General features: G+C 60.6%; 8 protein-coding genes and 1 tRNA gene. All 9 read right to left on the reverse strand.

Annotated elements, in window-relative coordinates; all coding sequences use genetic code 11:
- Positions 1–4 precede the first annotated feature (4 nt).
- Entirely contained in the window at positions 5–772 is a 768-nt protein-coding gene (locus LHL23_RS18225; RefSeq protein ID WP_226430986.1) for an enoyl-CoA hydratase/isomerase family protein, read from the reverse strand.
- A complete protein-coding gene (locus LHL23_RS18230) occupies positions 769–1365 on the reverse strand; it encodes a TetR/AcrR family transcriptional regulator (protein WP_226430987.1) in 597 nt (198 codons plus the stop codon). The genes LHL23_RS18225 and LHL23_RS18230 overlap by 4 nt, the downstream gene beginning before the upstream one ends.
- The gene (locus tag LHL23_RS18235) at positions 1365–2147 is read right to left on the reverse strand and encodes an alpha/beta fold hydrolase (protein WP_226430988.1); all 783 of its coding nucleotides are present in this window, start codon (positions 2145–2147) and stop codon (positions 1365–1367) included. The genes LHL23_RS18230 and LHL23_RS18235 overlap by 1 nt, the downstream gene beginning before the upstream one ends.
- Positions 2144–3202 carry a branched-chain amino acid ABC transporter permease gene (locus LHL23_RS18240; protein WP_222481419.1) on the reverse strand — a complete coding sequence of 353 codons (1059 nt, stop codon included), beginning with the start codon at positions 3200–3202 and terminating at the stop codon, positions 2144–2146. Before LHL23_RS18240 ends, LHL23_RS18235 begins: the two co-directional genes overlap by 4 nt.
- Before the next feature lies 1 nt (position 3203).
- Positions 3204–4235, reverse strand: coding sequence for a branched-chain amino acid ABC transporter permease (locus LHL23_RS18245; RefSeq protein WP_226430989.1), 1032 nt, complete (start codon positions 4233–4235; stop codon positions 3204–3206).
- A 1-nt stretch (position 4236) separates the two neighbouring features.
- Entirely contained in the window at positions 4237–4959 is a 723-nt protein-coding gene (locus tag LHL23_RS18250; RefSeq protein ID WP_226430990.1) for an ABC transporter ATP-binding protein, read from the reverse strand.
- The gene (locus tag LHL23_RS18255; protein WP_226430991.1) at positions 4952–5716 is read right to left on the reverse strand and encodes an ABC transporter ATP-binding protein; all 765 of its coding nucleotides are present in this window, start codon (positions 5714–5716) and stop codon (positions 4952–4954) included. The genes LHL23_RS18250 and LHL23_RS18255 overlap by 8 nt, the downstream gene beginning before the upstream one ends.
- Positions 5717–5783: 67 nt before the next feature.
- Positions 5784–6959, reverse strand: coding sequence for a substrate-binding domain-containing protein (locus LHL23_RS18260; RefSeq protein WP_226430992.1), 1176 nt, complete (start codon positions 6957–6959; stop codon positions 5784–5786).
- Between the two features lie 336 nt (positions 6960–7295).
- Positions 7296–7372: transfer RNA gene (locus tag LHL23_RS18265), tRNA-Arg, on the reverse strand.
- Positions 7373–7389 lie beyond the last annotated feature (17 nt).

Raw genomic sequence — 7389 nt, forward strand, 5'->3', positions numbered from 1 at the left:
ACGCCTATCCGTTTGAATGAAGAAATTCTGTCATGCGCGACAGGGTTTCCTGCCGCCCGATCAATTTGCGGAAGGCGGCTGTTTCCGCGTCGAGCCCGGTGCGGACTTGGGCCAGCCGTGCGCCATTCCAGATCATCGACTTGGCAGCGAGTGCGGACGCCGTCTCGATGCTGCTTAGCAATTCCAAAGCGCGGGTTTCCGGAGCTGCATCCACCGCCTGTACCAATCCGAGGCGCTGAAGTTCCAGTGCCCCTAACCGGTGATTTGCCATCAGCCAGCTCTGTGCCGGCCCGGCGCCGATCAGTTCCGGCAGAAGCGCAGTCCAGCCTCCGTCCGGGGCAAATCCCATAACACCGTAGTAAGGCTGCACAAAAGCGTCTGATGCCGCTGCTGCCAGATCGGAGGCAAACAGGATCCCTGCCGCCCCTCCTGTTGCTGCCCCGCGTGCAGCCGAGGCAAACACTACAGGCATCTCAATCATGCGCATGATCAGGTCCTGCAGAACCGGGACCACTACGTCTGCGTAATTCTCCGCGCGGCGAGCCTGGGCCGCCTCGAAGAACCGGCCGACATCGCCGCCTGTCGAGAAGTTACGCCCGCCGATGATCAGCGCCTTTTGAATGCCGGATTGCTCCAGCGCATCAAGCGCCTCGTGCAGTTCCGTAAGAAGCCCAGGCTCCAGCGCATTGGCCCGTGGCGCGCTGAGCGCGATCCGGTAACACGGTTCCCCGTTTTGCAGATCTACCTTGTCACAAGCCACCAGTGCGGTCATGGCGCCAGCCCGTTGCAAATGAACTTGTGGGCCTCGGCAACGACCCGGCCGATGTCAGCCTCGTCTTCCCAAAGAACGAACCGTTCGCCCAGCGTCTTGGCAATACCCATCAGGGCCCAGGCGCGCACTTCGGCATCGCCGGGCGATATCTCTCCTTTTTCAACCGCCTGATCCAGCTGGTCAGCATAGGCCTTGCCGAATGCGGTGTAATACTCGCGATAAGCTTCGGGATCGACGAAACGGGCCTCTTCCACAATGCGGTACTGCAAGGGCCGGTCGCGCACCACGGTCAGATAGGCTTCGAGGCCTGCCCGCTCGGCCTCGAGCCGGTTTGCAGCACCCGCGATCCGTTCCGCAGCCTGGGAGCGGGTCGCATGGCCCATGTCCTGCACCAACTCACGGAAGACTTCGTCCTTGCCGGAAAAATAGATGTAGAAAGTGCCCAGCGCGGTGTCGGCAGCGCGGGTGATATCGGCGATGGACGCTGCAGCAAACCCCTTTTCCCCGATCACTTGTTCGGCAGCGGCAAGGATCTTCGCCCGGCGCTCCATTCCACGCTTTGTTTTGGGTTTGGCGGTTGTCGGCTTGGTCATCAGGTTGCTTCTTTATCTTCAATTTCTGTTTCGAGCCCTTCAACCGCAACAAAGCTTCGGAAGGCATTGCAAAAGGCCTCCGGCTCTTCCAAATGGGGCGAGTGCCCCGAACGCCGGAAGCATTCCACGCGCGCCTGTTGTGCCTGCGAAGCGATAAAACGCGCTGTTTTAACACTATAGAGCCGACTCTGTGCGCCGCAGCAGACAAGATACGGGATGTCGATCAGGGGGATCGTCTGCCGCTCATCCATGGTGGCCAGGTCATCCCAAAGCGGTCGCAGGCGCGCCGGGTCTTGCACCAGCAGAAATTCTTCAACACTCTCGCGGCTCAGGGCCGGAGCGCTATTGCGGGCATACATATTGCGCACGATGCTGCCGGCGATACGAGGCCACTCCGGCACAATCCTACCGGAAGTTTCCAGGATGGCTTCGGCACTCTGCCCAATCAAACCATGTTCCCAGTCCGCGCCCGGCAGCATCCGGGGGCTCATGTCAATGGTGACAAGCCCGCGCAGGCCGGATGTCCCATGCTGCGCCACATAACGCCAGGCAACCCCGGCCCCCATGGACCAGCCGACCAGAATGGGCCGGTCCAGGCGGTCGATCCACCGTTTTACAAGCGCCGCGCAGCTGTCCAGGCTGGCGTCATCCTCCAGCCTGTTTCCATGCCCAGGCAGATCCGGAGCATAACAGGTGAAGCCGGTCCCCAGCCGTTGCGCCATGTCATCGAACACGGCCCCGTTCATGGACCAGCCGTGCAGAAAGAGAACAGGAACAGTCATGACGCGCGCCGTTCGCGCAGCCTGCCGACGATGCCGGTTGGGAAGAAGTAGACGCTTAGGATGAACAGTATGCCCAGCCACATCAGCCAGCGGTCAGGGTTTAGCAGGTCCGGGATCAGCGGCAGGGCAGAGGTAGCTTCCGAGGCGGTGCCCATCAGGTTCTGGAGGTAAGTCTGCGCCAGGATAAACAGCGTTGCCCCGACCACAGCGCCATACATTGTTCCCATGCCGCCGATCACCACCATCAGCAGAATGTCGAGCATGATTTCAAAGCTGAGCGTGGTATCCGGCCCGACATAGCGCAGCCAGATGGCAAAGAGGCTTCCGGCAAAGGCCGCGGTCGCTGCCGACAGGCAAGTTGCGGCGGTGCGGTACCAGACCACGCGGTAGCCGATTGCCTCGGCCCGGAAGTCGTTCTCGCGGATTGCCTGCAGCACCCGGCCGAAAGGCGAATTCACGATACGCAGCAGCAAAAGGAACAGGATCAGAGAGGCGGTGAACACCAGATAGTAGTTCAGGGTTTTGCCGCTGATCCGGGTTCCGAGGAATTCACCCATGCGGTTGGCGGAGGTCAGCACCCGCGGGATCTTGTAAGTCAGCCCGTCTTCACCGCCAGTGATCCCCGAGAACTGCGACACCAGGACAGCAACTGCTGAAGCAACGGCGAGTGTGATCATGGCAAAGAAGATCGCCCGCACCCGCAAGCTGAACAAGCCGATCAGCAGGGCCAGAACAACCGCCGCCAAGGCGCCGGACACCGTCCCGGCCAGAAGTGCGTCAAACCCGCGCCCCAAATGCGTGGATGCCAGCGCGACACCATAGGCGCCAAGGCCAAAGAACATCGTGTGGGCAAAGCTGACGATCCCACCGTAACCCAATAGAAGGTCATAGCTTGCCACGAGCAGGATGAAAATGCAGATCCGAGCAGCAGTATCGAGCGGGCGCACACCATCAAACAAGAACGGCGCCCCGGCCAGACAGATGAGGATCACCATCAGCAAGGCCGTCAGAACGGCGGAGCGCGGCTTGTCCCCTGAGAGCAATTTGACGATCATCTTATTTCGCCTTCACAACTGGCATCATGCCTTGCGGCCGCCACATCAGGATTGCAGTCATCAGCGCGATGTTCGACACCAGCGCCAGCTTCGGTTCCAGAAAGGCCACATAGTTCTGCAGCAGCCCGACCAGAAGCGCCCCGATAAAGGCTCCCTCGACCGACCCAAGACCGCCGATGATGGCGACGATGAAGACCAGAACCATCATTTTTTCGCCCATCCCTGCGGTGATGACTTCCTGGTACAGGCCCCACATCACCCCGCCCAACCCGGCAAGGGCAGACCCTGCAATGAATACGCCGACAAAGACCAGGCGCAGCCGGTAGCCCAGCGCTTCGACCATCGGGCCGTTTTCCACCCCGGCACGCACGATCAGGCCGATCTTGGTGCGGCGCAGAACCATGCGCATGGCAATGAACAGGGCCAGCCCGATCCCCACCGCCATCAGGCGGTATTTCTCCATCGCGGCACCGGCAAAGGTGATTGCGCCCTTCAGCGTTTCCGGCCGGTTGATGAAGATTTCATCCGGGCCCCACACGACATGGATCAGCTGCTCGATGACGATCAGCCCGCCGACGGTGACAAGGATCTGTTTGAGATGTGCCCCGTAAACCGGTTTCACGATGATCCGCTCAAATCCCCAGCCCATGACTCCCGTGGCGGCCATGGCGGCTGCTACGGCCAGAAACACGGCAGACATGTTGAGGAGCAGCGATGCGGTGCCGGTCCACTCGCCTAGCGCTATGAGCACGGAAACCCCGACAAACGCGCCGACAGACACGAACGCCCCATGGCCGAAATTGATCACGTCCATCAGCCCGAAGACCAGTGTCAGACCGGAGGCCATGATGAAGATCATCATCCCCATGGCCAGGCCCGACACAGTCAGCGTCAGCCAGGACGAGGGCACGCCGATAGCAAAAAATCCAAGAAGCACCAGCAAGGGGATGAGCAATACAGGCATCGCCTCATCCAGCCGTTCCGTCAGGCTGATGCTCGCAAAGGTCGGTCTGTGATCGGGGGCTGCGGTCATCTCAATGCGCCTCCATGCTGAGACCCATCAGGCGTTCCTGAAGGTCCTTGTTTCCGGCGAGTTCGGCCATTTCTCCGGCCCAGATCACCCGCCCGTCATCCATGACGGCAGCGCTGTCACCCAGCGCTTTGGCGACCGAGAAGTTCTGCTCCACGAGAAGAATGGACGCGCCCTGCGCCTTCAGCTCCCGCAACGCCTGGGCCATGGTCGACACGATTGCCGGGGCGAGCCCCTTGGTGGGTTCGTCGATCAGATAAAGCTTGCGCTCTTCGGCCATTGCGCGGGCAATCGATAGCATCTGTTTCTGCCCCCCGGACAGGTTGCCCGCCTCGCTTTTCCAGAAGGTTCCCAGCGCCGGGAAGGCGCCCAGCAGCCATTCCTTGCGCTTGGGGGCCAGCGGGCCGGAGGTGCAGCCCAGCACCATGTTCTCTTCCACCGTCAGATCACGGAAGATCCCCATATCCTCTGGCACGAACCCTATGCCGGCCCTTGCGCGCACCGGAACCGGCAAACGGGTAATGTCTTGGCCGTCAAACAGAATTTGACCGGCCTTTGCACCCCACTGACCCATGATGGTCTTGAGCGTGGTCGTCTTGCCCACGCCGTTGCGGCCCAGCAGTATCGTCACCTGCCCCCGCGGCACAACAAGGTCGACCCCCTGAAGGATGTGGTACTGCGCGATGTCGGTATGCACCGCGTTCAGCGACAGGATCGGGTCAGACATGATCCAGCTCCTTGCCCATGTAGGCCTCTTGCACCACTGCGGATGCCATAACCTCGGCGGGCGGGCCATCGGCGGCCAAGGCGCCATTGTGCAGAACGATGATGCGGTCGGCGAGGCTGCGGATCACATCCAGTTTGTGCTCGACCAGCAGCACCGTGCGCTCGCGGTCCGCCTTGATCTCGGCAATCAGGTCAAGGATCACCGGCGCCTCGTCCACGCTCATCCCTGCCGTGGGCTCGTCGAACATGTAAACCATCGGGTCCAGTCCGATCAGCAGCGCCACTTCCAGCTTGCGCTGATCGCCGTGGGACAGTTCCGCCACCAGTTGCTCCTTCTGGGTGTCCAGCCGGACCCGTTCCAGAATGGCCATCGCAGCGACGGTCAGCTCGGTGTGGCTGTCCGCCATTGAGAACAACCCGAACCCCTTGTGCTGGCGGGATTGGATCACAAGACGCACGTTTTCCAGAACTGACAGGCTGGGAAACAGATTGGTCAGCTGAAAGGCGCGCCCCAATCCGCGGCGGCAGCGGGCGGCAACGCCTAACCGGGTGATATCTTCCCCCAGCAGCTTGACCGTCCCGGAGCTTGCCGGGATCTGACCGGAGATCAGGTTGAAATAGGTCGTCTTTCCGGCGCCATTGGGGCCGACGATGGCCGTCAGCTCACCTGCGTGAAAGCTGCAGGACACCGCGTCGACAGCCACATGACCGCCAAACCGCACGGTCAGAGCCCGGGTTTCCAGAAGTTTTTGGGTCATTGATCTTTGTCCTGCCCGCGGGGCGGCTGCTTGCCCCCCGCGGGTTTGCCGGGCAATTCCCCGCCAGTTACTGGTTGCGGATCGGTATGCTCATTTCTTCCATGCCGATTTCGCGCACAAGCACCGGCACACCGTAGTCCTTGCCGTCCTGGATTTCGGTACGGAAATGATACATGGGCTGCATCGCCTGGTGGTCTTCAGTGCGGAATTGCATGGTTCCCTTCGGCGTCTCCCAGGCCATGCCTTCCATTGCTTCTATCAGCGCATCGGTGTCCTCAGCGCCGCCGGCCTTCTTGATTGCCTCCACAATCGCCAGCCCCGATGCCATGCCGCCTGCCGTGAAAAAGTCCGGCGGGCTGCTGAAGCGCTCGAAATGGGTTTTCACCAGCCACTCATTCACCGGGTTCTGCGGAATTTCGTAATAGTAATAGGTCGCGCCTTCCATACCCGGCAGCTCTTTGTACGCCTTCAGAGCAGCCAGAATGTTGCCGCCGGTCGCAATCTCAATACCAAAGCGCTCAGGCTCCATGGCATTGATCTTGCCCATCGGGTTGCCGCCGCCGGCCCAGATGATGAACAGTTTCTTGTCGCCCTCGACCTTGCCCATCTTGGTGAAGATCCGCTCAGCTGCCGCCGTGAAGTCGGTGGTGTCGGTCGGCACGTATTCTTCGTGGGCGATGGATGCACCTGTGGCTTCCAGCGCCTCCTTGAACGCCGCGACGCCGTCGCGGCCGAAGGCATAATCCTGTGCCAGAGTTGCGATGGTGACACCCTCGCCGCCCAGGGCTACTGCGTTGGCTATCGCATCCTGCGATGAATTGCGGCCAGTGCGGAAGATATAGGGGTTCCAGTTCGCGCCGGTGATCGAGTCCGCCACGGCAGGTTCGACGATCAGGATGCGCTCATACTCCTCTGCAACCGGCAGCATCGCCAGCGCCACTCCCGAACTCACCGGACCAACAGCAATATGGGCGCCATCATCGCCGAAGGCCTCCTCCAGCTGCGCACGCCCTATATCCGGCTTCAGCTGCGTGTCCTTTTCGATCAGGACAATCTTCTCGCCATTGATCTCCATGGTGCCGCCCGTGGCGTACTCCAGCCCCAGCTTCAGGCCATTGTGCGACTGGGCCGCATAGGCCTCAAACGGGCCAGTTTTGCCATAGACATGGGCAATCCGGATCTCGGCAGAGGCTGCAGACGACAACAACGCACCGGCAACCGTCAACGCAATATAGCGCAGCATGAGGACTCCTCCCTAAATCATCCCTGCCAAACATGAAACATGAATCAACTTTCATGTCAACTGCGCAAAGAAGAGGGGCAGCAGCGCTAGACCTGAGAGTCCGCGCGATTTTCAAGGGAGCTGAATTGATTACTGAAGTTCCGCCCGCCGCATTCGGCACGTGCAAGAGCTGCTGCAATTCAGGTTTTTTGCATTCGAGCAGATTGCAGCAGATCAAAACGGCGACCACGGCCTCGTCAAAACCGGCGGGCCGGGAGGGCGATCGCTAAAGATGGAAGCCAAGAGAGAGGATATTTTGCCTCAACAGGCAAAACAATGCGCGGGAAATTTAGGAAGTGGCGGACCGAGGAGGATTCGAACCCCCGACCCCTTGATTCGTAGTCAAGTACTCTATCCAGCTGAGCTATCGGTCCACTGCGGCGGGGTTTAA

The sequence above is a fragment of the Leisingera sp. McT4-56 genome (assembly GCF_020514995.1).
Classification (GTDB): Bacteria; Pseudomonadota; Alphaproteobacteria; order Rhodobacterales; family Rhodobacteraceae; genus Leisingera; species Leisingera aquaemixtae_A.

What these genes read in the sequence shown, in the direction of transcription:
- LHL23_RS18225 (WP_226430986.1), bottom strand. Translation starts at nt 772, where the DNA reads ATGACCGCACTGGTGGCTTGTGACAAGGTAGATCTGCAAAACGGGGAA.
- LHL23_RS18230 (WP_226430987.1), bottom strand. Translation starts at nt 1,365, where the DNA reads ATGACCAAGCCGACAACCGCCAAACCCAAAACAAAGCGTGGAATGGAG.
- LHL23_RS18235 (WP_226430988.1), bottom strand. Translation starts at nt 2,147, where the DNA reads ATGACTGTTCCTGTTCTCTTTCTGCACGGCTGGTCCATGAACGGGGCC.
- LHL23_RS18240 (WP_222481419.1), bottom strand. Translation starts at nt 3,202, where the DNA reads ATGATCGTCAAATTGCTCTCAGGGGACAAGCCGCGCTCCGCCGTTCTG.
- LHL23_RS18245 (WP_226430989.1), bottom strand. Translation starts at nt 4,235, where the DNA reads ATGACCGCAGCCCCCGATCACAGACCGACCTTTGCGAGCATCAGCCTG.
- LHL23_RS18250 (WP_226430990.1), bottom strand. Translation starts at nt 4,959, where the DNA reads ATGTCTGACCCGATCCTGTCGCTGAACGCGGTGCATACCGACATCGCG.
- LHL23_RS18255 (WP_226430991.1), bottom strand. Translation starts at nt 5,716, where the DNA reads ATGACCCAAAAACTTCTGGAAACCCGGGCTCTGACCGTGCGGTTTGGC.
- LHL23_RS18260 (WP_226430992.1), bottom strand. Translation starts at nt 6,959, where the DNA reads ATGCTGCGCTATATTGCGTTGACGGTTGCCGGTGCGTTGTTGTCGTCT.